At 49.8% G+C, this 23484-nt stretch carries 23 protein-coding genes and 1 tRNA gene; 17 read left to right on the forward strand and 7 right to left on the reverse strand.

The features are described 5' to 3' along the window. Positions 1–49 precede the first annotated feature (49 nt). The 3 genes from JUB14_RS08180 to JUB14_RS08190 all read left to right on the forward strand — a co-directional run bounded on the left by JUB14_RS08180 (position 50) and on the right by JUB14_RS08190 (position 4428). Positions 50–1498 carry a maltokinase N-terminal cap-like domain-containing protein gene (locus tag JUB14_RS08180; RefSeq protein ID WP_229367584.1) on the forward strand — a complete coding sequence of 483 codons (1449 nt, stop codon included), beginning with the start codon at positions 50–52 and terminating at the stop codon, positions 1496–1498. Between the two features lie 130 nt (positions 1499–1628). Then, positions 1629–3629 carry a 1,4-alpha-glucan branching protein GlgB gene (glgB, locus tag JUB14_RS08185; protein WP_207505374.1) on the forward strand — a complete coding sequence of 667 codons (2001 nt, stop codon included), beginning with the start codon at positions 1629–1631 and terminating at the stop codon, positions 3627–3629. A 97-nt stretch (positions 3630–3726) separates the two neighbouring features. Continuing rightward, positions 3727–4428, forward strand: a complete 702-nt coding sequence (locus JUB14_RS08190; protein WP_207505375.1) for a hypothetical protein — start codon at positions 3727–3729, stop codon at positions 4426–4428. On the opposite strand, the gene JUB14_RS08195 is transcribed toward JUB14_RS08190, so the two are convergent. Then, complete coding sequence (locus JUB14_RS08195) at positions 4425–4904, reverse strand: DUF2721 domain-containing protein (protein WP_207505376.1); 480 nt, start codon at positions 4902–4904, stop codon at positions 4425–4427. The genes JUB14_RS08190 and JUB14_RS08195 overlap by 4 nt on opposite strands. A 38-nt stretch (positions 4905–4942) precedes the next feature. Between JUB14_RS08195 and JUB14_RS08200 the strand changes: the two genes are divergently transcribed. The 5 genes from JUB14_RS08200 (at position 4943) to JUB14_RS08220 (ending at position 8216) form a co-directional block, all read left to right on the forward strand. Continuing rightward, positions 4943–5614 (forward strand): NUDIX hydrolase, encoded by a 672-nt coding sequence (locus JUB14_RS08200; protein ID WP_207505377.1) that lies wholly within the window; start codon positions 4943–4945, stop codon positions 5612–5614. Between the two features lie 95 nt (positions 5615–5709). Continuing rightward, positions 5710–5781, forward strand: a tRNA-Arg gene (locus JUB14_RS08205). Positions 5782–6095: 314 nt separating this feature from the next. Continuing rightward, a complete protein-coding gene (locus JUB14_RS08210; RefSeq protein WP_207505378.1) occupies positions 6096–6947 on the forward strand; it encodes a DNA/RNA non-specific endonuclease in 852 nt (283 codons plus the stop codon). Between the two features lie 569 nt (positions 6948–7516). Continuing rightward, positions 7517–7747, forward strand: a complete 231-nt coding sequence (locus tag JUB14_RS08215; RefSeq protein WP_207505379.1) for a hypothetical protein — start codon at positions 7517–7519, stop codon at positions 7745–7747. 151 nt (positions 7748–7898) lie between these two features. Further along, entirely contained in the window at positions 7899–8216 is a 318-nt protein-coding gene (locus tag JUB14_RS08220) for a hypothetical protein (protein WP_207505380.1), read from the forward strand. Positions 8217–8282: 66 nt separating this feature from the next. Here JUB14_RS08220 and JUB14_RS08225 read toward each other — a convergent pair whose 3' ends face one another. From JUB14_RS08225 to ade, 4 genes are all read right to left on the reverse strand, one after another. Next, positions 8283–9554: a replication-associated recombination protein A gene (locus JUB14_RS08225; RefSeq protein ID WP_207505381.1), complete on the reverse strand. Its 1272-nt coding sequence runs from the start codon at positions 9552–9554 to the stop codon at positions 8283–8285. Positions 9555–9619: 65 nt separating this feature from the next. After that, positions 9620–10429 carry an SDR family NAD(P)-dependent oxidoreductase gene (locus JUB14_RS08230; protein ID WP_207505382.1) on the reverse strand — a complete coding sequence of 270 codons (810 nt, stop codon included), beginning with the start codon at positions 10427–10429 and terminating at the stop codon, positions 9620–9622. 21 nt (positions 10430–10450) lie between these two features. Beyond that, positions 10451–11032, reverse strand: a complete 582-nt coding sequence (locus JUB14_RS08235) for an RNA polymerase sigma factor (protein WP_207505383.1) — start codon at positions 11030–11032, stop codon at positions 10451–10453. A 140-nt stretch (positions 11033–11172) separates the two neighbouring features. Then, positions 11173–12813: an adenine deaminase gene (ade, locus tag JUB14_RS08240; RefSeq protein ID WP_207505384.1), complete on the reverse strand. Its 1641-nt coding sequence runs from the start codon at positions 12811–12813 to the stop codon at positions 11173–11175. A 168-nt stretch (positions 12814–12981) separates the two neighbouring features. Between ade and JUB14_RS08245 the strand changes: the two genes are divergently transcribed. After that, positions 12982–14643, forward strand: coding sequence for a UxaA family hydrolase (locus JUB14_RS08245; protein WP_207505385.1), 1662 nt, complete (start codon positions 12982–12984; stop codon positions 14641–14643). Between the two features lie 104 nt (positions 14644–14747). Here JUB14_RS08245 and JUB14_RS08250 read toward each other — a convergent pair whose 3' ends face one another. Then, complete coding sequence (locus JUB14_RS08250) at positions 14748–15953, reverse strand: PQQ-dependent sugar dehydrogenase (protein WP_207505386.1); 1206 nt, start codon at positions 15951–15953, stop codon at positions 14748–14750. Between the two features lie 217 nt (positions 15954–16170). Here JUB14_RS08250 and JUB14_RS08255 point away from each other — a divergent pair, with 217 nt between their 5' ends. The 8 genes from JUB14_RS08255 to JUB14_RS08290 all read left to right on the forward strand — a co-directional run bounded on the left by JUB14_RS08255 (position 16171) and on the right by JUB14_RS08290 (position 22960). Beyond that, positions 16171–16944, forward strand: coding sequence for an SDR family NAD(P)-dependent oxidoreductase (locus JUB14_RS08255; protein WP_207505387.1), 774 nt, complete (start codon positions 16171–16173; stop codon positions 16942–16944). Between the two features lie 113 nt (positions 16945–17057). Continuing rightward, complete coding sequence (locus JUB14_RS08260) at positions 17058–17930, forward strand: fumarylacetoacetate hydrolase family protein (RefSeq protein WP_207505388.1); 873 nt, start codon at positions 17058–17060, stop codon at positions 17928–17930. A gap of 21 nt (positions 17931–17951) precedes the next feature. After that, positions 17952–18782, forward strand: a complete 831-nt coding sequence (locus JUB14_RS08265; RefSeq protein WP_207505389.1) for an amidohydrolase family protein — start codon at positions 17952–17954, stop codon at positions 18780–18782. A gap of 40 nt (positions 18783–18822) precedes the next feature. Then, the gene (locus JUB14_RS08270) at positions 18823–19593 is read left to right on the forward strand and encodes an L-fucose dehydrogenase (RefSeq protein WP_207505390.1); all 771 of its coding nucleotides are present in this window, start codon (positions 18823–18825) and stop codon (positions 19591–19593) included. A gap of 79 nt (positions 19594–19672) precedes the next feature. Then, the gene (gene fucP, locus JUB14_RS08275; protein ID WP_207505391.1) at positions 19673–21034 is read left to right on the forward strand and encodes an L-fucose:H+ symporter permease; all 1362 of its coding nucleotides are present in this window, start codon (positions 19673–19675) and stop codon (positions 21032–21034) included. 12 nt (positions 21035–21046) lie between these two features. Then, the gene (locus JUB14_RS08280) at positions 21047–21388 is read left to right on the forward strand and encodes an L-rhamnose mutarotase (protein ID WP_207505392.1); all 342 of its coding nucleotides are present in this window, start codon (positions 21047–21049) and stop codon (positions 21386–21388) included. Between the two features lie 26 nt (positions 21389–21414). Next, complete coding sequence (locus tag JUB14_RS08285; RefSeq protein WP_229367585.1) at positions 21415–22197, forward strand: endonuclease/exonuclease/phosphatase family protein; 783 nt, start codon at positions 21415–21417, stop codon at positions 22195–22197. Between the two features lie 28 nt (positions 22198–22225). Continuing rightward, positions 22226–22960 (forward strand): (Fe-S)-binding protein, encoded by a 735-nt coding sequence (locus JUB14_RS08290; protein WP_207505393.1) that lies wholly within the window; start codon positions 22226–22228, stop codon positions 22958–22960. An 86-nt stretch (positions 22961–23046) separates the two neighbouring features. Here JUB14_RS08290 and JUB14_RS08295 read toward each other — a convergent pair whose 3' ends face one another. Further along, positions 23047–23442: a DUF3244 domain-containing protein gene (locus JUB14_RS08295; protein ID WP_207505394.1), complete on the reverse strand. Its 396-nt coding sequence runs from the start codon at positions 23440–23442 to the stop codon at positions 23047–23049. Between the last annotated feature and the right edge of the window lie 42 nt (positions 23443–23484).

Genomic DNA, 23484 nt, shown 5'->3' on the forward strand with positions numbered 1-23484 from the left:
TCCGAACACTATGCATAACCAGTTAACTCCACAACTTCTAGAACAATTTTTGAAAAAGTGCCGGTGGTTTGCGGGAAAAGCACGCGAGATAGTTGACTGTTCGATCGATGAGTCCCTAAAGTTCGGGGATGCGTGGATAGGTATTGTGGTGGTCACGTATAAGGAAGGTGATAAGGAGTACTACCAGCTGCCGTTATCATTTCAGAATGACGTACCCAATGATCTGCCCGAACAGGGCTTAGTCGCGGCTTTACCCGAAGGCTACCTCATAGATGCCATGTACACAGATCAGTTTCGCCGGGATCTGTACGAGCGTATGTATAATTCCGAAGATACCTCCGAAGCAGACTCTTCACTGGTATTCCGTAAAGGCAAAGGACTGGATGATCAGGACCAGCCCGGGCAGATCCCGTCAAGGGTACTACCGGTCGACTCCAGTAACTCAGCCATGCTATTCGGCGATAGGTACTTCTTTAAGCTCTACCGGAAGCTGTTTCAGGAGACTAATCCAGAGGTAGAACTGGTCGAATTCATCACTGAAAACTCGTCCTTCCGGCAGATACCCGCTTTTTGCGGGAGCATAACCTGGCAACGCGAAGGAGTACCCGATATTACACTGGGTATGATGCAGCGTAAGGTAGATGCCAAGAAAGACAACTGGTCTACCACGGGTGAGTACATCGATGAGTTTATGCACGGAGTACCGCTCGAGGTATTTTCGATCAAAGAAAACCTGTTTGAGCAGGTAGCTTTACTGGGCCGACGTACGGCCGAAATGCACCTGGCCCTGTATGCTCCCGACGCGGGCAAAGAGTTTGCGCCTGAGCCTTTTACGGATGAGTACCGCCAGTTTCTGCTGAAGCGGATCACCCACCTGCTCGATACCCGATTCAACCTGCTGAACGACCGCTTTGACCAGCTACCTCCGGATACGCAGGAGATGGCAACCCGGTTCCGGGATTCGCGGAAGCTGATCGAAGAATTTGCTCAGGGGATACTAACCCGCCCATTAGGATCGCTCCGCATCCGTATTCATGGTGACTACCACCTTGGGCAGGTACTCAGCTCCGATAATGATTTTATCATCATTGATTTTGAGGGTGAGCCCGAAGCCAGCATTACCGACCGTAAGGTGAAGCATTCGCCGCTCAAAGATGTATCGGGAATGCTGCGCAGCTACCACTATGCGGTGTCTTCCAAGCTGTTTGATGGTACAGATACTCAGACTATAGACCCGCAACGGCTCCAAAAGATAACCAGCCGGTGGTATAACCTGATGAAAAGTACGTACTTTGAGGCCTATCTCGAGACTTTTGGCTGGCCGCACCCGCTTTTTAAGAGCCGGGCTGAGGTCAACTACCTGATGCTTTACTACCTGCTCGAGAAAGCCGTATACGAACTTGGTTATGAGCTAAGCTACCGTCCCGACTGGGTCAAGATACCCCTGAAAGGTATCGTGGACGTGGTCAGGGAAATCGAAATGCTGAGCGGACAGTAACCTTATCAGGATAAATAGAGAGAAAGTACTGGTTTTGGCAAGATAGTTTTGTGCAAAATGAGTAGATAGTTAAATAGTTCAGGGTGCTGCCTTCTGCTAGTACCCTTCATTTATAAATCGTATAAGCATAATGGCAAAATCATCAAATAAAAAGAAAAATCCCGAAACCCTAATAGAATCTCCAGAAATCACCAAAGAGAGCACCTCTTCGTGCGATGACATAAAGCCAGTAGAGTCCCTTTCCCGATTTACGGAACTGGATATCCATCTTTTTAGAGAAGGAAAGCATTATAAGCTGTACGATAAGCTGGGGGCTCACGTCATGGAGCATAACGGGGTAGTAGGTACCTACTTTGCGGTATGGGCTCCCAACGCGTCCAAAGTGTCCGTAATAGGTAATTTCAACTGCTGGAATCGTGAAGATCATCCGCTGTCAGCGCGCTGGGATAGCTCGGGTATCTGGGAAGGCTGGATACCTAACGTCGGAAATGGTGAGGTGTATAAGTACTTCATTCTTTCCAACAACGGACAGCACCTCGAAAAGGCCGATCCTTTTGCCTTCTGGTGTGAAGTAGCTCCCCAGACAGCCTCCATCGTGTGGGATACCTGGTACGAATGGAAAGATGAGGAGTGGATGCAGAGCCGTAAAGAAAAGAATAAGCTCAACGCGCCTATCTCTGTATACGAAGTACATCTGGGGTCGTGGCGTCGTGATCCATCTGAGCCGGATCGTCACCTGACTTATAAGGAAATAGCCGACTCTCTGGTACCTTATGTAAAAGAAATGGGATTCACCCACGTGGAGTTTATGCCCGTCATGGAGCACCCCTATACACCTTCGTGGGGGTATCAGATTACCGGCTACTTCTCCTGTGCTTCCCGAATGGGTAACCCCCAGGAGCTGATGTACCTCATTGAGCGCCTGCACCAGGAGGGAATAGGCGTGTATATGGACTGGGTACCTTCGCATTTTCCCGGTGACCCGCACGGATTGTATCGCTTTGACGGTACTGCTCTTTATGAGCACGAAGATCCGCGCAAGGGCTACCACCCCGACTGGAAAAGCTACATATTCAACTACGGTCGTAATGAAGTACGTTCGTTCCTGATCAGCAACGCCCTGTTCTGGCTGGATCGTTATCATACCGATGGGCTTCGGGTGGATGCGGTAGCTTCGATGCTGTACCTGGATTATTCCCGTAATCATGGTGAGTGGATTCCTAATGAATTTGGCGGACGCGAAAACCTGGAGGCCATATCCCTGCTACGCGAAATGAATGCCGCGGCCTACGGTGAATTCCCGGATATCCAGACCATCGCCGAAGAGTCTACGGCCTTCCCCGGCGTCTCACGGCCGGTGTTTGTAGGTGGTCTGGGCTTTGGTATGAAGTGGATGATGGGCTGGATGAACGATACCCTTAAGTACTTCGAAAAAGATCCGAGCTTCCGCAAGTGGCACCAGGATCAGCTGACTTTCAGTCTGGTATACAGCTTTGCCGAAAACTTCATGCTGCCGCTATCACACGATGAAGTAGTATATGGGAAAGGCTCCCTGGTGAACAAAATGCCGGGTGACGAATGGCAGCGTCTGGCTAACCTCCGCTTGCTGTTTGCGTACATGTTTACACACCCCGGTACCAAGCTCATGTTTATGGGTGGTGAATTTGGGCAGCCGTCGGAGTGGAATTTTCAGAAGAGCCTCGACTGGCACCTGCTTGAGCAAGACTCGCACAAAGGAATAGCCGAATGTATGAAAGCGCTTAATCAGCTGTATCGTAACGAGCCAGCCCTGTATGAGCATTCGTTCTCTGCCGAAGGCTTTGAGTGGATAGATACTCAGGACCGCGAAAACTCCGTGCTGGTGTATGCCCGTAAGGGAGTGGATCCGACTCAGGATGTTATTGTAGTACTTAACCTGACTCCAGTACCTCGCCAGAGCTATCGGATTGGGGTACCTACCAAAGGAGCCTGGCAGGAGATATTCAACAGCGACTCTCCAGAGTTCTATGGTAGTGGGAAGGTGAATGCTAAACCAGCTACCACCGAAAACAAAACCTGGCACGGGAAGCCGTATTCGATTACAATCGACCTGCCTCCACTGGGTGCTACTTTTTTCAAAAAGGTACAATAATCCGTTGTACCACCAGGCCAGATATTGTATCTGGCCTTTTTTTAGTGAAACAGCATTACATTTACAAACTCACAATTACCAATTCCATACTTAACTAATGAAAAAAGCAGTTCTGTTCCTTCTACTTTCCACCATCAGTATTACCAGTAGTTTCGCTCAGGGGTTTGAGCGTCGCGCGCCCCGCATCAATGCTGGAATTGACCTGGGTACTGGTTTCCAAGACGGAAGTTGGGTTCCATCTTTTCTTTACTATCAGAATCTGAGTGCCGCCCGGGCACCATGGCTACAGGTAGGCTGGGGGGTACGCGTGTGGGGGTACTACGGCGGAGCCACTACCCTGGAAGCTCCCGATGGAGCTTCGGGCTACGATAAGTTACGGGTAGGACGGGTATCGATGAATGGAGCCAGCTTCCTGCTGGGTGTCAACCTGCGCGTCAGTATTTTTGACCTGGGCGTAAATACCGATCTGTTTGGGATATCCTTCGGAAAGCGTCGGCAGGGATTATATTCCATCGCTAACGTAGCTGCGGCTACCGATTCGATTGTTGAGGAATACAATAATGAGTTCTTAGGTACAGCCCCGCGTAATTTGAATGCGCTGCCTTCGGTGTGGAAGGCCAATAACGGGCAGACCGAAGCGTACATACGCGTAAGGTTCAACGAGCAGGTGGGCTTAAAAGTAGGCTACACCGTAGGCAGAATAGCATACCGGACAGATGTAGCGCTCAACAACCGCCAGAGTCGGTTTTCAAGCTCGTTTGGCATGCCTTATGTAGCCTTATCTTTGCCACTTTACTAATTCTTTTTTCGGTTTTTTGGGTCTTCACTTTCTCCCGTATCGGTCTTACTCAGCAGGTTAAAGAGCTCAAAATGATTACGGCCTAGCTGGTCTTCCATATCATTGAGTTCTATCTGCAGGGCCTTGATAGAGATGGAGATTTCGACCACTGAGAGCAGAAGAGCCGCGATCTGAAGTACCAGAGCGCCTATAAACAGTACACGAGCCAGCTCCATCTGATTCTGGAAGAGCAGAAGCATACAAATAGCACTCAGGAGCAGGCTCAGGACAGCTGTGGCCTGGATGGTCCGGATCAGGCGCAGACGGGTGTGTAGGTTTTTGATCTGATCCACGACTACTTTTTCGGGATTCTGCTGAAACTGCTTGTGCAAGTCACGGATCAGGTTAGCTATGGCCAGAAAACGATTGGTGAAGGCAATCATCAGCAATGATACCGTCGAGAAAAGCAGAGCGGGGGTACTCAGGGTAAGTTCCATCAGAACGTGGATTTCATATTTTAGCTAATAAACAAAAAATGCAGGAAAATTTAACCGACTCGCACAAATACAATCTCTGGAAAAACAAGCTCACAAAGAATGGTATGGATGTACACCGGGTAGATGAGCTATACAGCCGCCGTAATGGCAGGGGCGAAATTCTCTTCTCGCTGCTCTATACTGATGCCACAACCCCTGAAGGCGACAAAATCCCACCAATCTGTTTTCTGAAAGGAGAGGTAGTAAGCGTGCTGGTATGCTTCATAGAAAAAGAAACCCGTCAGAAGTACCTGCTCCTGGTCAAGCAGCGCCGTATCTGTGACGGCTCCCACACCTACGAACACCCGGCCGGTATGCTCGATAGCGAGAGTGACGCGGCCGCCGTAGCAGCCCGTGAAGTGTGGGAAGAAACGGGTATCGAAGTCCGGAAGGAAGACCTGGTACGGCTCAACAGCGAGCCTTGCTACCCATCAACGGGGACCAGCGACGAAGCCATGTACTTTTTTTATATTGAAATAGAGCTGGCTGCCGATCAGATAGCTTCTTACCACAACCAGGCGCAGGGAGTAGCCTCCGACTACGAACGTATCACGACCCATGTAGTCTCCTTTGTTGAAGGCCATCACCTTATAAATAACAGCAACGGTATCCTGCTCAACTATCTGTATCTTAAAGATGTAGGCGACTGGGAACTGCTGAAAGCCCTATAAGTAGCTATTTTAGTTGCGAGGAATTTAGCGCCATTGTTGACAACTACAAACTTTTGCTCTTATATTTGCTGCCCATTGCTACCAGATACCACTTCGCACCCGTAGTTCAATGGATAGAATTTCGGTTTCCGGTACCGACGATAGGGGTTCGAATCCCTTCGGGTGCACAACCCGCTGATCATATCAGATCAGCGGGTTTTCTTTTATGTAGCCAATCCGGCAACGGCTCATATATGGAGCTGTTTTTGCTAAAGTGAAGTATCTTGAGGGAGATATTTGTATCGTTTACTCAATACAAGGTACTTTTTTTATCAATATCCACATCCTGGTCGTTTAGTAGTAGAGGCTGTTGTTCAGCAGGGTAAGAAAGTACTGAACTAACCTAGGAGAGTTGGAGCAGAAATGGGCTTAGTAGTAGGTTGAATACTGAGCAGAAACGGCCTATTATGAAGCAGTTTAAAACACTCAAATCACAATTAAGATGAGAAAGAGCTTTACGCTGGTTTTATTGATATGGATTACCGTAGGATGTAAGAATAATGATTCTGATGCACCTGTGCCGATGGAGCAGAGCGTTCATCTGCGCCTTGGAAACCCTACTAACGCCAAAACCGATGATATTGTAGATGCTGACAACTTTTTGATGGTGAGGCAGCAGTATGCCCTGAGCTATAATAGGAGTAAGGGACATGCCAACTGGGTGTCCTGGGAGCTCACCAGGGACTATCTGGGAGAGGGCGGACAGCAGCAGGATTACCTGGCTGATCCTACATTGCCGGATGGCTGGTACAAGGTGCTGCCCAGTGACTTTACCAACTCCGGTTTTGTAATGGCAAACCTGTGCCCCCAGGCTGATCGATCCAAGTCGGTTGTAGATATAACGGCTACCAATTTGATGACTAATGTAATACCACAAGCATCTGAACTGAACCGCCAGTCCTGGACCAAGCTGGAAGAGTACTGCCGTGATCTGGCTAAAAAGGGGTATCGCCTGTATATAATAGCGGGTACCTATGGCATAGGCGGAGTAGGTAGCAAAGGGGTTGTACTCCGGATTAAGAATCAGATTAATGTACCTACCCGCATTTACAAGGTCATTGTGGCTATTCCGGATGGAGGTACGATAGAGCAGATTACCGAATTCACCCCGGTAATAGCGGTTGATTTTCCCAACTGGTCCAGCATAGTAAATAATAAGAGCTGGAACAGCTTTATCACTACCCCGGACGATATTGAAAAAAACGCGGGAGTAGCCTTCTTTACAAACTTACCGGAACCACTTCGTAATAAACTCAGGACCGTTCGCTTTGATCCTGCGAAATTGCCACTGTGATAACAGGTACATGGGCAGGGTAAATAACGCCCGTACATATACATAGTATTTGGTAGTTGGTACCGTTAAACTTCGTATGCCTTCTAGACCTTAGCCCGAAGGAGCTGTACTACTTTGAAGCAGTAAAAGCCACTGGTGAAGGAGGCTACCGTAGTGATGAGATAACAGGTAACTAGTATAGTCATAGAAGTAGCCATTAAAGATCTTGCACCAATACCCTGGCTGACCATCATGTTTGAGTTACCGTACTACTGGTCAGCCTGATTATTTTCTACTAAAAAATCATACCCCTGCACCTGCTTCACCTTTTCCCTTTTAACTTTTTGTAACTGCTGTTGCTATAATGCCGCAGAAGTTCTTATAAGTAGCACTTAGGCTACAAGTCTGGTGTACACTTTTGTGCCAGATAGTGCGTAAAGCGTATAAACTTAAGGCTAACTACTACCGAAGAATCATAATATCTGTATGTACAATAGGAGATAGCTATTTGCTGATTTGTTTGTATCTTTTTATTGATACATTTATACGCAATTCTTTTGGGTTTAGTAGTACGACCACACCAGCACACTATGCAGAAAAACCCTGATACTTCACGGCGTACCTGGCCCTATGTAGCCGCTATCGCCGTGACAAATTCTCTACTCTGGTTACTGATAGGCTGGGGGGTCACCTATATCTTCCCCTCGATTCCCTTCTGGATTTTTCTAATTGTAGGGCCGGTGGCCGGTCTGATTGTCGCTATCGCCCTGTATCTGTTCATCAACGCAAAGACGGGTAAGAGAGGAGAAGATCATCTCTGATAGCTTCTGCCTGACTTCAGGTGCCTAAAATAGATAATTCTGAATAGTAGTACTACGGCGAAAAATTATTTTTGGTCTAGGATAGTAAGTGGCATTTTCTTTGCTATTTTAGCTATTGTAAAGAAGTAAACAAATCACCCTCCCTATCAATATGAGTAGATTAGATGATTCGTTAGCTCTAGCCGAGAGCTTGATCAGGCACGCCATGACCAGCAGGCCCAGTAGCATTCAGTTTGCAATAAGCCAAAGTAACATTAGTGTCATCACGCTGGGTATCTATTTTAATGAATACCGAGGCTTGGCATTGATGTACGGACGTCCTTTCGTTGAGCAGATCATTAATTATTTTGAAGGCAGAGAAGAGTACGAGGCCTGCGCCTTTATTCTGAGACAACTGGAAGATCTGCGTTTTGAGCTGAATTATATTCCACAGATGGCCGGTGTTCAGCTACAGGCTTTACCGGCCTGACAAATTAGTGGAGCAGACTACCTGCCAAACCTGTATAGATAGCTGGTTGACAAGTAGTCTGCTTTATTAGTACTCGTACCATTCTCCCCACCACTGTTGTAGCTTCTTTCGGATTTCTTCTTCCCGGGCATTGCGGCCGGGCTCAAATAGCTTTGTACCTTTTAGTTCGTCGGGCAGAAAGTTCTGTAGGGCAAAGTTGCCTTCATAGGCGTGAGCATAGTGGTACTCTTTGCCGTAGCCAATCTCCTTCATCAGCTTAGTAGGCGCGTTGCGCAGGTGCAGGGGAACGGGCAGGTGTGCCGTTTTCTGGGCCAGCGCTATGGCGTCGTTTATGGCCGTATAGCTGGCGTTACTCTTAGGTGAAGTAGCCAGGTACACCGCTACCTGCGACAGAATGATGCGGCTCTCGGGATAGCCAATCATCTTGACGGCCTGCATACAGGCATTAGCCATGATAATGGCCGTGGGGTTGGCATTACCTATATCTTCCGAAGCCAGGATCAGCATGCGCCGCGCTATAAATTCAGGATCTTCTCCGGCAACGATCATACGCGCCATCCAGTACAGGGCCGCGTTGGGATCACTGCCTCTTATCGACTTGATAAAGGCAGATATAATATCATAATGCTGCTCGCCGGATTTGTCGTAGCGGGCTATATTCTGCTGGGCCGTCTGGGTTACCAGCTCGTCCGTTATTACCACCTCCGGCTTTTCACCCTCGGCTAGTACTACCAGTTCGAGCAGATTGAGCAGTTTGCGCCCATCTCCACCAGACAGCCGGAACAAGGCATCGTACGACTCAACCTTGATATTTTTCTTCTGTAGCCACTCGTCCTTTTCCAGCGCCCGGCTCACCAACTCTTTCAGCTCCTTTTCGCCAAATGCCTCCAGTATGTACACCTGACAACGCGACAGGAGCGCCGAATTGACCTCAAACGAGGGATTCTCGGTCGTAGCACCTATGAGTGTCACCTGGCCCTTTTCTACGGCCCCCAGCAGCGAATCCTGCTGGCTCTTATTGTAGCGGTGAATCTCATCAATGAACAGGATGGGGGAGAACAACCCCGATGGCCTTGAAAGAACTTCCCGCAGGTCCTTCACTCCGGAGTTAATAGCACTCAGGCTATGAAAAGGGCGGCGGGTAGCTTCAGCCATCAGCAGGGCCAGGGTAGTCTTACCGACACCGGGAGGCCCCCACAGGATCATAGAGGGAATGGTGTTGTTCTCAATGGCCTTTCGCAGCGGTCTTCCTTTACCCAGTAGCTTTTCCTGACCTACGTAGTCATCAAGGGTACGTGGTCGGAGGCGTTCGGCAAGGGGTGTGGTCAATGGGTTCATGGCTGCTTGTATAGCTTGTGATGATAAAGCAAAAAAAGGAGATTAATCTTTCAAAACCAATCCGCCTATCGACCTGCCTTCCACTTACGCCACTGCCGGGCGTAGTACCACTGGTACGGGAGCATAAGCCACTCGAACAACTGCTGGGGGAAGCGCGTAATCCGGAAGAAAAGTGACGGGTAGATAAATCGTTGGTTCTTGCGGATGCCACGTAACATCGCTTGGGCTACTCGTTCGGGAGTTTGCGAAGGCCAGGGCGTATCGGGCACCTGGCTTGTAGTATCCGCGATGGAGTGTCTGAAAAAGGAGGTACGGGTAGCAATAGGATAGACAAGTCCAACCGTAGGCATGCCCCTGTCCTCGTAGCGGTACGCATCCAGGAACCGATCCAGAGCGGCTTTGGTAGCCCCGTAGACGGCATAGCCGGGTATACCAGTCTTGGCCATGGCCGAGGCAGTGATCAGCGTGTAGTGTGGACTATTTGGATTCAGCTCTTTCATCTTTTGAATAGTATACAGTGGTGCGTATACGTTAAGCTCAAAGATGCTCCGCAGGTGTTCCCAGTCTGCCTGTGCCGGATAGCTTTCGTAGTAGGCAAAGCCGGCGTTGGCTACAAAAATGTCTGCTCCACCCATTTGTACTCGGGCAAAGTCAAATAGAGCATCCAGCGTAGCCTTTTGTGACAGATCGCCAACGAAGGGGACTATTCGTGGCATATTCGGGGGCAGCTGACGGATGAGCTCCATCAACGAAGGTTCGTCCCGGTCGGCGGCTATGATGGTTTGTGGCTCGAAGGATAGGAGCTGCAACAAAAAGGCGCGGCCTATTCCAGAGGCCGCGCCGGTTATTATAATCCGTTTATTATGTATTTCCAACCTTATAGGTATGGTTTATCATCAAATGGTTACGCGCTCCAGGGTCATGTGCTTCTTGAGGTTACTCAAAGCACCAAATACAAGGTTGTATACCGACTGGATGTTGATTTTCATCAGATCAGCGATCTCCTGGTTGTTCATATTCATGTAGAATTTCAGGAAGATAGCTTCGCGCTGACGTCGGGGGAGGCGGTTAAGGGCCAGGTTAAGGTGTTGATTGGTTGAGTCAAATTCTTCCTCAGAGATCAGGTGGCTTTCGTACGATGGAGTATTGATGTGCCAGTATTCAACCGGGATGTCTTCGTTGCTGGTGTGTTTTTGCTGAGCGTTGAGATGGCGAACCAACTTGCGCTTGATAGAAGCCATCAGGTAGAAACGTACTGAAGTAGTATCGCCGATGGTTGTTCTGTTGCGCCACAGTTCCACGAACAAGTCGTGAATGCAGTCTTTAATAAGAGGCTTATCAATGGTGAACTGCGAACAATACTGGTAGAGGATGTGTACGTATGACTGGTATAGACAGGCATAAGCGCTTTCATCACCCTTACGGAACTGATTCCAGAACCGCAGTTCTTCTTCTTGTTTGTATCGAACGTGTGCCATTAGAGAGGTTAGAAATGGTTAGGTTAGGATTAAGGGTCATTTTTACACTTGTAAATATATTCATAATAAAACGTTAAAAAAAAATATTTTCAACATATTATTTTACCAGTATGCAAAAAGTATACAAGTATGTATGCATATTATCCAATTTTGCCAAACGTTGATACGAACTGGAAATGGTCTCCGTCAAAGAGGCCTTTATCGCTTAATTTTAGGGAAGGAATGACCAGGAGGGCCATAAATGACAGAGTCATGAAGGGAGACTGGAGGGTACTACCCAGTTGGTTTTTTACAAATTTGTCTATACTTGTATAGTGCTCTGCCACTTCGTAACCGGTTTTGTCGGTCATAAGTCCGGCTATGGGCAAGGCTAATACATGTTGCTCACCTTTGCCGACTGCGGCTACGCCACCCTTTGCTTCGATCAGGAGATTAACTGCCTGACATATAGCATCGTCATCGCAGCCTACGGCTACTATATTATGGGAGTCATGACCTACCGAAGAGGCAATAGCGCCGGTTTTCAGGCCAAAGTTTCGGATAAAGGCTACAGCCGGTGGGGTATCCTGGTAACGATTAACTACGGTAATCTTAAGCAGGTCGCGGGTTGGGTCAGCCTGTATAGTACCCTGTATAGGAGTGACGGGTTCCAGAAGGGCATTGGTAATAAGCTGGCCTTCCAGAGCCTCGATGACCCGTACAGCCGTTGTATCGCCGAGTGCAATACAAGTAAAGTCTTCAGGCTGCTTGGGTGTACAGTTGAACTGATTAATGTGTTCGCTGCGGAGGTCAGGCAGTAGGGACTGGCCGCGCTCGGCTACTACCTCGCCATTAAGGTAGGTGCGCAGGATCGTAAAGTCAGTCAGGTTGTCTACCACAATGAAGTCAGCCGCATCGCCTTCACGCAACAGGCCAACGGGCAGGCGGTAGTGTAGGACGGGGTTAAGACAAGCCGCCCGTAGTACATCAAAAAGCTTGTGGCCTTTGGCTAATGCCCGTTTTACCAGCAGATTGATATGGCCCTCCACCAGGTTATCAGGGTGCTTGTCATCGGAACAGAACATGATCCGGTTCGGGAACTCAGCCAGCAGGGGAATCAGAGCCTCAAAGTTGCGGGCGGCACTTCCTTCCCGGATCAGGATGTGCATCCCGTAGTCAATCTTCTCCCGGGCTTCTTCGTAGGTAAAGCATTCATGATCGGTAGAGATGCCCGCTTCGGCGTACTTGCGGGCCGCCTCGCCCCTCAGACCGGGAGCGTGACCATCAATAGGTTTATTAAAGGCTTGCGCTAGTCGTAGCTTAGCCATCATATCGGGGTCCTCATTAAGTACCCCCGGGAAGTTCATCATCTCAGCCAGGTACCCAATTTCCTTCATGCCCAGCAGGCGACGAACATCTTTCGGGGTCACAGTGGCTCCGGCTGTTTCGAAAGCCGTGGCGGGTACACAGGAGGGGGCTCCAAAGCAAAACTTAAAGGGTACCCGCTTGCCATCCTGAATCATGTACTCCACGCCGGGTATACCCAATACATTGGCTATTTCATGGGGATCCGATACCGTAGCGACCGTACCATGTACCACTGCCAGACGGGCAAACTGCGCCGGCGTAAGCATAGAGCTCTCAATATGGACATGGGCGTCCACAAAGCCCGGCAGCAGGTAGGGTAGGGAGGTGTTTTCTTTGCCTTTGGCCACAATACTGACTATACGCCCGTTGTCAAAACTTACTTCGGCTTCCTGAATGGTCTGGTCAAATAGGTTCAGTACGTTGGCGTTTATCATGGTAAGGTAAGAGTAGTAAGGCTAAAACGAGTTGTAATTAAACTATCCTATCAAAGAAAAGGATTCTCTGGCAATAAATAAAAAGTGAGTTTTATAAAAAATTTAGATGTTGTAAGGGTATATCCTCTACTTTCGGTCTTACTTTGTGGATTAAATTATCAGTTACCTATGTCATCGTCAATTCTTAAAATACACCCCAGTGACAATGTCATTGTGGCCCTGCGGGACTTGCCAGCCAATGCTACGGCTGAGTGGGGGGGTGAGCAGTACCTCCTTCCTTATGGAGTGAACGGAAAGCATAAATTTGCTACTGAAGATATAGCGCCCGGTGGGGCGGTTATTATGTATGGGGTACTGGTAGGGCGGGCTACCCAGCCTATCCGTCGTGGCGAGCCTATCACTACCTTCAACCTCAAGCATGACTCCGAAGGATACAGCACTGCCAAGCGTCAGCCCTACTCATGGACTCCGCTGGATGTAAGCAAGTGGACCGACCGTACCTACATGGGGTACCATCGTCCTGACGGCCGGGTAGGTACCTACAACTATTGGCTGGTGGTACCACTGGTATTCTGCGAGAATCGTAACGTACTTATTCTGAAGGATGCTTTCGAGAAGGAACTCGGCTATGCACAGTCAGATATGTATCGGCAACAGGTCCGGGAGTTTCTGCGTGCGTACCAGCAGGGCGGGGATTTCGGTGGGGTGAATGACTTCCTCTCGGGTGGAAGTACCTCTGCCCGTGTAGCCGGTGCCGCTGACCGTCCTTTCCGTAATGTAGATGGAATCAAGTTTCTGACGCACGAGGGAGGCTGTGGAGGTACCCGTCAGGATGCCAATACGCTATGTGCCCTGTTTGCCTCGTACGCGGTACATCCCAACGTAGCGGGTGTGACGGTATTGAGCCTGGGTTGTCAAAACTCCGAGCTGCAAACGCTGGAAGATGAAATCAAGAAGCGCGACCCGCACTTCAATAAGCCCATGTATGTATTTGAGCAACAGGCAGGAACGGAGTACTCGCTGATGTCGGGTGCTATCAAGCAGACTTTCCTTGGGCTAGTAGAGGCCAATAAGCAGGAGCGCGAAGCGGCTCCGCTTACCAAACTTTCGGTAGGTCTCAAGTGTGGTGGATCAGATGGATTCTCGGGTATATCGGCCAATCCGGTACTGGGGCATCTGTCGGATATCATCGTATCGCTGGGTGGACAGACCTTGCTGGCAGAGTTTCCGGAACTACACGGTGTGGAGCAGGAATTACTGAACCGCTGTGTGACCGAGGAGAAAGCCGCTAAGTTTGAAAAACTCATGCGTGACTACTCTTCCAAGGCCGACGCCGTGGGGTCAGCTTTTGCATTTAACCCTTCGCCCGGTAATATCAAGGACGGACTTATCACGGATGCCATCAAGTCGGCAGGAGCGGCCCGCAAGGGAGGTAATGCCCCCATTGCCGATGTACTTAACTATACCGAGCGGGCGAATGGATCCGGCCTGCATCTGGTATGTACTCCCGGTAACGATGTAGAGGCTACCACGGGCAAAACAGCATCCGGCGCTAATATTATCCTATTTACTACGGGACTGGGTACACCAACTGGTAACCCCATCTGTCCGGTGGTGAAGGTATCTACTAATACTGCCCTGGCTAACCGTATGCCGGATGTAATCGACTTTGACAGCGGTCCGGTAGTATCGGGTGAGCAGTCCATTGAGCAGAATGCCGAAGCCCTGCTTGAATGTATCATCAAGATATCAAGTGGTGAAGTACTGACCAAAGCGCAACAACTCGGTCAGGATGACTTTATCCCCTGGAAGCGCGGGGTATCCTTGTAAAAGGAGAAAAGGTAAAAGAGGAGGAAGGGAGAAAAGGTAAGAAAGGAGGAAAGTGAACAGATTAGCAGACTTTTCTCCTCTCCTCCCTTATTCCATTCCTCCTTCTAATTATTCTTTTCAGCCGCCAGCTTCATAATCTTTCCGTCGCCGTAGTTCAGGAAGTAGAGTTCGTTATTGGCATCTACGCCAAAGGCAGATATTGTACCTGAGAGATCCGTTAGCAGGCGATTGGCACCTGCTTTTTCGCCATCAGATTCCAGCGCCCATACCTTACCGCTTACGAAGTCGCCGTAGATGTACTTGCCTTTCAGATCCGGTAGGTTATTACCACGGTATACAAATCCTCCCGTTATTGACTTGTCGCCGTTGCTCTGGGAGTAGGTGTAGATGGGGGCTACCAGCCCCTGCTCCTCACAGTTGGAAGTAGGGTTGAAGCAGTCCTTCCCTTCCTTAATGCGCCAGCCGTAGTTTCCTCCGGCTTTGATGATATCAATTTCTTCGATGGAATTCTGTCCCACGTCTCCGGCCCACAGGGCACCGGTCTGGCTGTCGAAGCTCATCCGCCACGGATTCCGCAGACCATACGCGTAAATCTCCTCCCGGCCCTGTTGCGGATTGCCCTTGTAAGGGTTACCATCAGGTATACCGTAGTTACCTTTAGTAGTAGCATTCACGTCCAACCTAAGGATAGTACCCAGCAGGTTGTTACGGTTCTGGGCATTGTTTTGGGGATCGCCCCCGCTTCCTCCGTCACCCACCGATACATACAGGTGCCCATCCGGCCCGAACTTGACGGCACCTCCGTTGTGGTTGGAGTAAGGCTGGGGAAAGGTGAGCAGGATCGTCTCGCTGGCCGGATCAGCTGTGTTGGGATTGGACGGATTGACTTTATAACGGGCTATCACCGTTTCGAGCGGACTGGAGCGGGTATAGTTGACAAAGAAGTAGCCGTTGGTCCGAAAGTCGGGGTGAAAGGCCAGGCCCAGCAAACCGCGCTCGCCGCCATCGGTCACTTTACTTTTTATATCCAGGAATACCTGCGCTGAATTGGCGTCCGCTTTGTTCTCAAATACCCGGATTACCCCCTCCTGTTCCAGTACAAACAGACGGTTAGAGCCATCAGGCGCATAGGTCAAATCAACGGGATTGTCGAAATCCAGATTAGGAAAAGCTTCCGCTGTTGTATAGGCGGCTGTATTGTTATCCGGCCCCTGCGGACCCGATCCCGGATCCTGCTCCGAGGAGCTGCAGCCGATGAGGAGAATAAGGCCTAGAAATGCCTTATTAGACCTTGAAATAGTCGTTTTCATAGATGTATAATTTTATGAGTACAACCTTCTGTAGAACAATTTGTTAGGACGCACCCCTATTCTGGCTCATTTGTAAGTAATACAAAGAAATCATCCCTGATTAGCGTTCTCCACAAAAAGTTATGTAGTTTCATGGTTATGTTTGAAAAACAACGTCCTCTTACTAATTGAATTGTTCTAAACCTACCCAGTAGTTCACTCAGCCTATACAATTACAATGTTCCGATTAGATAATAAAGTAGTACTCGTAACCGGCGGAGCCAGCGGAATAGGCCTGGCTATCTCGCAGACATTTGCCAGACAGGGAGCCTATGTACATATTCTCGAGCTAAACATTGATCTGGCCAGCCAGGTGGCTGAGGAGATCAAGCAGGAGGGCGGACAGGCTCAGGCGCATAAAGTAGATATCTCAAAGCAGGCGGATGTGGTAGAGGTGATCAATCAGATCGCTGAGCAGCATACCATCAACATACTGATCAATAACGCGGGTATTGCTCACATAGGCAAGGCTCATACTACCTCCGAGGAGGACTTTGACCGTATAGTCAATGTCAATATCAAGGGGGTGTACAACTGTCTCTTTTCCGTAATCCCTCACCTACAGAAAGCGGGTGGTGGCGTAATCCTGAATATGGTATCCATTGCGGCTACGGTAGGTATACCCGACCGCTTTGCGTATTCGACCAGCAAGGGCGCTGTTTATACCATGACGCTATCGGTAGCCAAAGACTACCTGGCCGATGGCATCCGCTGCAACAGCATTTCACCCGCCCGGGTACATACTCCTTTTGTGGATGGCTTCATTGCTAAAAACTACCCCGGACAGGAAAAGGAAATGTTCGACAAACTTTCCAAAACGCAACCCATCGGTCGTATGGCGAAGCCCGAGGAAATAGCCGGACTAGCCCTGTATCTCTGTTCCGACGAGGCCTCTTTCATCACCGGCTGCGACTACCTGATCGACGGTGGATTCGAAAAACTGAACAACTAATTGAATGATTGAATGTCAAATGCAAAATGTCGATAAACTAGATTTTAAATCGACAATCAGCATTCGACATTCGAAAATACCATATACTCTAAACTCATAAACTCTACTTACGAATGAAACTCTTTCGCTTTGGCGCATACGAAAAGGAGAAACCAGGTGTACTGCTTCCTGATGGACGAATGATTGATATCTCCGCTTTTGGAGAAGATTATAACGAGACCTTTTTTACGACCGGTGGTCTTGAGCGACTGGTCGAGTGGCTCCCTGCCAACGCGGATGCCTGTCCGGTAGTGGAAGAAGGCGTTCGCTACGGTTCCTGCGTAGCGCGTCCGTCCAAAATTATTTGTATCGGACTCAACTACGCCCGCCACGCGGCCGAGTCAGGCATGGAGCCCCCCAAAGAGCCGGTTGTATTCTTCAAGGCGACTACGGCACTTTGCGGTCCAAATGACAATGTAGTGATCCCCCGCAACTCTGTTAAGACCGACTGGGAAGTGGAGCTGGCGGTAGTAATAGGCCGTCGGGCCAGTTATGTGGAAGAGGCCGAAGCCATGGACTACGTAGCCGGGTATGCCCTGCATAATGACTACTCTGAGCGGGAGTTTCAGCTCGAGCGCAGCGGGCAGTGGGTAAAGGGCAAGAGCAACGATACCTTCGCACCGCTGGGACCTTACCTGATTACCAAAGACGAAGTAGCCGATCCGCATAACCTGCGCCTGTGGCTCTCTCTGAATGGTAACAAGATTCAGGATTCGTCTACATCAGACCTCATATTTGGCATTCCAAAGCTGATTAGCTACCTCAGCCAGTTCATGACCCTGCTTCCGGGCGATGTGATCTCAACGGGTACTCCCGAAGGAGTAGGTTTGGGCATGAAGCCACCGGTATACCTGAAGCCCGGTGATGTAGTTGAACTGGGTATTGAAGGCCTGGGTGAACAGCGCCAGACGGCCGAAGCCTGGAAACCCCGCGTAGCTCTGGTGTAATCTGTAACTTATTGCTGACTCATGACCATTGACGCACATCAGCATTTCTGGATTTTTGATCCCGAGCGTGATGCCTGGATCACTCCCGAAATGGAGGTAATACGTCGTAATTTTCTGCCGGCTGATCTGGGGCCCGTACTGCGGGCCAATGGCATCGATGGCTGCGTGGCCGTACAGGCCGCGCAGTCAGAGGCAGAGACCCAGTTTCTGCTTCAGTTATCCGAAGCCAACAGCTTTGTGAAGGGGGTAGTAGGCTGGGTGGACCTGCGGGCTGATAACCTTTACGACCGTCTGGAGTTTTACTCTCAATTTGAAGAGCTGAAAGGCTTCCGCCATGTAGTACAGGCTGAGCCGGATAGTTTTCTCCGGCAGGCTGATTTCATCAAGGGAGTCCGTCAGCTGGTAGCGTTTGACTATACCTATGACATCCTGATCTATCCTACGCAGCTGGAGGCAGCCGCTTATTTTGTAGAGCAACTTCCGGAAGTAAAGATGGTCATAGACCACCTGGCGAAGCCTTACATCAAAGACGGCAGGGTCGACGACTGGGCAGCCGCTATGCGGCGAATGGCCCGGTACCCCAATGTCTACTGTAAGGTATCAGGTATGGTCACCGAAGCTGACTGGCACCTCTGGAAAACCGAAGATTTTCGTCCGTATCTGGATGTAGTATTTGAAGCCTTCGGAACAGATCGGTTGCTCTTTGGCTCTGACTGGCCCGTATGTCTGGTAGCTACCGAGTATGCCGAAATGAAGAATATCCTGGTAGAGTACATGGAAGGTTTCTCCGCCACCGAAAAAGAAAAAATATTTGGGTTGAATGCTGTCAAATTCTACAACCTGAACGATTAACACCACTATACAACCACTAATCTGGTAACTGCTTCACTGAATGGATCTATACTTACAAGATAAATACATCATCGTAACCGGAGGCGCGAAAGGAATTGGGGCGGCCATCGTACGAGGACTGGTGGCCGAAGGAGCACACCCCATTATTTTTGATCTGGATGAAGAAGCTTCCCTTGCCCTTTCAGAGGAGCTACAAAATGTTTCCTACTTTACTTTCGACCTGACGGATATAGACTTCTGCCGGAAAGCAGTCAATACCATCATCCAGAAGTACGGCCGTATCGACGGTCTGGTAAATAACGCGGGGATCAACGATGGGGTAAGCCTGCTCCATGGTACGCCGGAGGCTTTCGATAAATCGCTGCATCGGAACCTGTACCACTTCTACAACCTGACCCATTTTGTGGCTCCTGAGCTCAAAGCGACGAAGGGGGCTATTGTGAATATTGCTTCCAAAACCGCCATAACCGGTCAGGGAGGTACATCCGGCTACGTGGCGGCCAAGGGGGGCGTGCTGTCCCTCACCCGTGAGTGGGCGGTAGAGCTACTCCCATTTGGCATCAGGGTCAATGCCGTCATTCCGGCGGAGGTAATGACCCCTCTATACGAAAACTGGCTGAATACGTTCCCGGACCCGTTGCAGCAGAAACAGCTGATCGAGCAGCGAATTCCTCTGGGAAAACGTGTGACTACCGCTTCTGAAATTGCTGATACGGTACTATTCATGCTGTCTGAACGGTCATCCCACACGACCGGCCAGTGGCTGTTTGTGGATGGAGGTTATACGCACCTTGATCGCGCTATTTCCTAACAATGTACAGCTGTCTGCTGAGCAGATAGCTGTGCATTCAGATACTAAACCCTTTTTTACCAATTACTATTTATAACGTATGGCATCCATTCCGCCTCCTTCTGCGAAACCCTCCTCCAGGACTTCTTCTGCTTCGGGGAATAGCTATTTTCTCCCGCTGGCACTGGTGACCAGCCTTTTCTTTTTGTGGGGCCTGGCCAATTCCCTCAATGGTACCCTGATCAAGCAGTTTCAGATCGCGCTTGACCTGAATCGTTTTCAGGCCGGTATTATCGACTTTGCCTTTTACATGGGGTACTTCTTTATGGCCTTACCGGCGGGGTACTTCATGCGGCGCTATGGCTATAAGAAAGGCATCCTGTTTGGATTGATACTTTATGCGGCCGGAGCTTTTCTGTTCTACCCGGCAGCCTCGGTACGGGTATACGGTTTCTTCCTGCTGGCCCTATTTACCATTGCCAGCGGACTGGCATTTCTGGAAACGGCCGCTAACTTGTACGTAACGGTACTCGGTGACCCGGACAAGGCCGAATGGCGCATCAACTTCGCTCAGTCGTTCAACGGCATCAGCCTAATACTTGGGCCTATCATCGGAGCCCTTTTTATCTTCGCCAAGACCGAATACACCACCGAAAGCCTGGCCGCCATGCCGGCCGTCGAGGCGGAACAGATCCGGATTCAGGAGGCACTCTCGGTGCAGGGGCCTTATCTGTTTATAGGGGCGCTGGTCTTATTTGTAGCCCTGTTATTTACAGTAACCCGCATGCCTGAGCCCGTAACTGAAGATGAGTACGATGCAGGTAACAATATCTCCATTATGTCCCTCTTCCGTCATCGCCACCTGACGCTGGGTATCATAGCTCAGTTCCTGAACGTAGGCGCGCAGACGGTACTGTGGGGGTACTTCGTAGATTTCAAACTGGACTTCTCACGGGAAGAGCACTGGTCACTGGCCGAAGGCTACATGAATCTGATCAACTCTATCTCGGGTACTACCGCCGAGCTGACACCAACCCAGATTGCCGGCTACCATGCCTCTTTCGCGCTGGTGCTGTTTATGCTGGGGCGATTTGTAGGTACTTCGCTGATGTCCCGCATCTCTTCCAACAAGGTATTGACCTGGTACGCAGCGGGTGCTACCATACTGATGCTGGCGGCTATGCTTACCGGAGGGCTTACCGCCGTGATCTGCCTTAGCCTGACTTACTTCTGCCACTCTATCATGTTCCCGACCATATTTGCCTTGTCTACCAAGGGGCTGGGAGCGGAGTCAAAGCTGGCGTCTTCGCTGGTAATCATGGCTATTGTGGGTGGCGCCATTATGCCCATGGCAGCGGGAGCCTTATTTAAGCTGGGACCAGCGTACGCGCTGATCGTACCCTTACTTTGCTTTGCGTTCATTGTATACTATGCCGCCAGCGGTTCACGCGTTCGCGCTTAATCTTTTACTACTATGAAGCGGTACTGCCTGGCCCTTGACCTGAAAGACGATCCTGCTATGATAGCAGAATACGAAGCCCATCATACACGTATCTGGCCCGAAATCCGGGAAAGTATTCTGGACTCGGGTATTACGCAGATGGAGATCTACCGCCTGGGCAACCGCCTGTTCATGATCATGGACACGCGGGATGAGTTCAGTTTTGCACATAAGGCGGTAATGGACGAGAATAATGAGATAGTACAGAAATGGGAGCAACTAATGTGGAAGTACCAGCAGGCACTTCCAACGGCCAGACCCGGTGAGAAATGGGTACTGATGAAAAAAATGTTTGACTTGCAGGATAGTGAATGATAGTGTTAAAAACGTGAGGTTCTATCTTGAAAAAGTTTTGTGGAAGTGCGTTGTTGGTGACAATCTTGATGACTGTGGTGGCCTCCCAACCAAGGAAGGGCATTGAAATCAAGATCATGAGTTTTAATGTAAGGCACGGCGAAAACCGTTCGGGTACATCTAACCTGCAGGCTATCCTGAAAGTAATACAGGAGCAGAAGCCTCACCTAGTAGCCCTGCAGGCTATTGATAGTCTGATTGAGGAGGGTGAGGTCAAGTTTCAGGTACAACAGCTGGCCCGGCAGACGGGTATGCACTATATCTACGGAGCCGCTGACTCAACTACCGGTGGCAGCCAGGGAGTAGGCATACTGTCGAGGTGGCCGATTGACAAGTCACAGAGGATGAAGCTGCCCAATACTCCCGGAGCGGATCCAAGGGTACTGCTGTGCGGGCTGATTCGGCCTACAAAGAGCCTGACGTTCCGGTTCTGTAACGCCCGACTGGAGTACGCCTCCGTGTACGATCGGGCCCTGCAGGCTGCCTACATCAACCACATGCTGGGCGAGAGTATTCAGCCGGTAGTGCTGGCGATGGATATGGGAGCCCGGCCCAATGAGCAGCCATACTTCTCGTTCCGGAAGAAGTGGCTTGATGCCGCCCGCGGCTCGCTACTGCCCACCTGGACGGAAGGTATATCCGGTGATCGCCTGGATTATATTATGGTACTGCAGAATGCGCGGGTCAGTGTAAAAAACTATAAAGTACTCAGGCAGGATCGGAATGCGTCTGATCACTTTCCGATCGTAGCCACTGTTGAATTTTGGTAAATCTAACCCAGCTCTAGCTGAATTAGTCTTGAAAGTAGGTCTTTTTATCCCTTGTTACGTGGACCAGTTCTACCCCGGAGTGGCCATAGCCACGCTGGAAATACTCGAAAGAGTAGGATGTACGGTCCAGTTTCCGCTGCAGCATACCTGCTGCGGCCAGCCCATGGCCAACTCGGGCTTCGAGCATCTCACCAACGACTGCAATAATCTTTTCATCCGCAACTTTGGTGAGTTTGACTACATCGTGTGTCCTTCGGGTAGTTGTACGTTACATATCAAGGATCACCTGCACTCCGACCAGGCTGAGCAGTCCGCCACGGCTGTACGTACTAAGGTGTATGAGCTGGTGGAGTTCCTGACGGATATAGTAAAGGTTACTGATCTGCAGGCGAACTTCCCCCACCGGGTAGGTCTGCATCAGAGCTGCCACGGGCAGCGTGGCCTGGGCCTGGCGCAGATGTCAGAGCTCAACGCTCCCGCTTTCTCCAAGCCCGAAGCCCTGCTAAGTAAGGTACAGGGGCTGGAACTGGTGGCCCTGGATCGGCTGGACGAATGCTGTGGCTTTGGAGGTACTTTCTGCGTGAGTGAGGAGGCCGTATCGGTCAAGATGGGCAAGGATCGGGTGTCTGACCACGAGCGGCACGGGGCTGAGTATATCACAGGAGCGGATATGAGCTGCCTCATGCACCTGCAGGGTATTCTAAAGCGCAAAGGTTCACCGGTGCAGGTCAAGCACATAGCCGAGATACTGAACCATCACTAATAAAACAAAAGGTTCCGGCGCATTCGGTGCACCGGAACCATACAAAGTTTCAAGGAAATCAAGATCTGAGAAGAAACAGCCAGTCGTTAGTTTTTGGCAGTAACAATCCGACGTGTCTGTGTCATGATGTCGAATGACTGAATGTGCTTCTCTTTACCATCCGTGATTTCGAAGGTATATCTACCATCCGAAAGCGGGGATAAATCAAAGTACTTCAGATAATTCGCCGAGGTACTGGTATAGTCAGAGTACAGTACGTTATTATCTGTGTCAACAATACGTACTGTCAGTTTATTTTCAAGAGGGTTTTTAAAAGATACCCGGAATTGCATGGGTTTCGTTTCCTGAATGTACAGACTCGATACGTAAGGAGCTGCTTCTTCAGCTTTGGTGTCGGCAGTCTGAGCGAAGGCATTGGAGCCAGCTCCGGCCGAAAGGGCGCCCAACAGGGCCGCGGTCATAAATAGGTTTTTTGTTTTCATAGGAGTTTTGATTTTTAATTCTGTCTAAAAAAAGTTAAATTA

It is taken from the genome of Telluribacter humicola, from assembly GCF_017355935.1.
In the GTDB taxonomy this organism is placed as follows: domain Bacteria; phylum Bacteroidota; class Bacteroidia; order Cytophagales; family Spirosomataceae; genus Telluribacter; species Telluribacter humicola.

Coding starts and splice junctions, on each gene's coding strand:
- JUB14_RS08200 (WP_207505377.1), top strand. CDS start 4,943: ATGCAGGAAAATTTAACCGACTCGCACAAATACAATCTCTGGAAAAAC.
- JUB14_RS08270 (WP_207505390.1), top strand. CDS start 18,823: ATGGATCTATACTTACAAGATAAATACATCATCGTAACCGGAGGCGCG.
- JUB14_RS08280 (WP_207505392.1), top strand. CDS start 21,047: ATGAAGCGGTACTGCCTGGCCCTTGACCTGAAAGACGATCCTGCTATG.
- JUB14_RS08255 (WP_207505387.1), top strand. CDS start 16,171: ATGTTCCGATTAGATAATAAAGTAGTACTCGTAACCGGCGGAGCCAGC.
- JUB14_RS08225 (WP_207505381.1), bottom strand. CDS start 9,554: ATGAACCCATTGACCACACCCCTTGCCGAACGCCTCCGACCACGTACC.
- JUB14_RS08215 (WP_207505379.1), top strand. CDS start 7,517: ATGCAGAAAAACCCTGATACTTCACGGCGTACCTGGCCCTATGTAGCC.
- JUB14_RS08190 (WP_207505375.1), top strand. CDS start 3,727: ATGAAAAAAGCAGTTCTGTTCCTTCTACTTTCCACCATCAGTATTACC.
- JUB14_RS08195 (WP_207505376.1), bottom strand. CDS start 4,904: ATGGAACTTACCCTGAGTACCCCCGCTCTGCTTTTCTCGACGGTATCA.
- JUB14_RS08245 (WP_207505385.1), top strand. CDS start 12,982: ATGTCATCGTCAATTCTTAAAATACACCCCAGTGACAATGTCATTGTG.
- fucP (WP_207505391.1), top strand. CDS start 19,673: ATGGCATCCATTCCGCCTCCTTCTGCGAAACCCTCCTCCAGGACTTCT.
- glgB (WP_207505374.1), top strand. CDS start 1,629: ATGGCAAAATCATCAAATAAAAAGAAAAATCCCGAAACCCTAATAGAA.
- JUB14_RS08235 (WP_207505383.1), bottom strand. CDS start 11,032: ATGGCACACGTTCGATACAAACAAGAAGAAGAACTGCGGTTCTGGAAT.
- JUB14_RS08260 (WP_207505388.1), top strand. CDS start 17,058: ATGAAACTCTTTCGCTTTGGCGCATACGAAAAGGAGAAACCAGGTGTA.
- JUB14_RS08265 (WP_207505389.1), top strand. CDS start 17,952: ATGACCATTGACGCACATCAGCATTTCTGGATTTTTGATCCCGAGCGT.
- ade (WP_207505384.1), bottom strand. CDS start 12,813: ATGATAAACGCCAACGTACTGAACCTATTTGACCAGACCATTCAGGAA.
- JUB14_RS08250 (WP_207505386.1), bottom strand. CDS start 15,953: ATGAAAACGACTATTTCAAGGTCTAATAAGGCATTTCTAGGCCTTATT.
- JUB14_RS08210 (WP_207505378.1), top strand. CDS start 6,096: ATGAGAAAGAGCTTTACGCTGGTTTTATTGATATGGATTACCGTAGGA.
- JUB14_RS08295 (WP_207505394.1), bottom strand. CDS start 23,442: ATGAAAACAAAAAACCTATTTATGACCGCGGCCCTGTTGGGCGCCCTT.
- JUB14_RS08220 (WP_207505380.1), top strand. CDS start 7,899: ATGAGTAGATTAGATGATTCGTTAGCTCTAGCCGAGAGCTTGATCAGG.